Below are 482 nucleotides of genomic sequence, written 5' to 3'. Positions count from 1 at the left end.
CAATCGGATCGGTAACGTATTCGCCATTTTGTACAAGCGCCGTTGTTTCAACTTGGTTTGTACCATCGCTGATAATAACAGTAACAGTTTGGCCGTCTTCAACATCGGTAACAGTACCGCGTACCACGATTGCAGCACTTTCGCCGTTGCCATTTATAACGCCATCTGCAGTTTTATCAATGCTGGTAGTAATCGCTGCGGTGTTATCAAGCTCTACGCTATCTTGCGCGTTTACAGGGTTACCCGCTAAATCTGACACGCTTGCTGTAGCGGTGAGTGTGCCATCGTTTAATGCGCTTGCATCAATCGGATCTGTAACGTATTCGCCATTTTGTACAAGCGCCGTGGTTTCAACTTGGTTTGTGCCATCGCTGATAATAACAGTTACAGTTTGGCCGTCTTCAACATCGGTAACAGTACCGCGTACCACGATTGCAGCACTTTCGCCGTTGCCATTTATAACGCCGTCGGCTGTTTTATCA

1 protein-coding gene is annotated in these 482 nt (G+C 47.1%); it reads right to left on the bottom strand.

The genetic code is table 11. The annotated features are described in order from the left end of the window. A partial coding sequence (locus CWC16_RS16800; protein WP_138542339.1) for a hypothetical protein occupies window positions 1-482 on the bottom strand: 482 nt, incomplete at both ends.

This window comes from Pseudoalteromonas sp. S3776 (genome assembly GCF_005886915.1).
Classification (GTDB): Bacteria; Pseudomonadota; Gammaproteobacteria; order Enterobacterales; family Alteromonadaceae; genus Pseudoalteromonas.
This window is presented reverse-complemented; position numbering and strand designations above follow the sequence as displayed.